Here is a 274-nt window from a genome sequence, read left to right on the forward strand (position 1 = left end):
GCGCAGCTTGCCGCGGGCCAGCGCCTGCTTGCCGGCGAGATCGCTCGACAGGACCTCGGCGACGACGCGGCTGGCGATGACCTCGGCCTCTTCGCGCTTCTGGCGTTCGATGCCGTGATTGGCTGTCACGTGCGCCATTTCGTGCGACAGCACGGCGGCAACTTCCGACGCATCGTTGGCAAGAGCCAGAAGGCCGCGCGTCACATAGAGATAGCCGCCCGGCAAGGCGAAGGCGTTGATCGACGGCGAATTCAGAATGGTGATGCGATAGGAT

1 protein-coding gene is annotated in these 274 nt (G+C 64.6%); it reads right to left on the reverse strand.

From position 1 onward, the window contains the following. Positions 1–274, reverse strand: a 274-nt coding sequence (locus tag ACPYOJ_RS35340) for a M48 family metalloprotease (protein ID WP_481420386.1), incomplete at both ends; no start/stop codon positions are given.

The organism is Rhizobium sp. SVR5-9E (genome assembly GCF_056755095.1).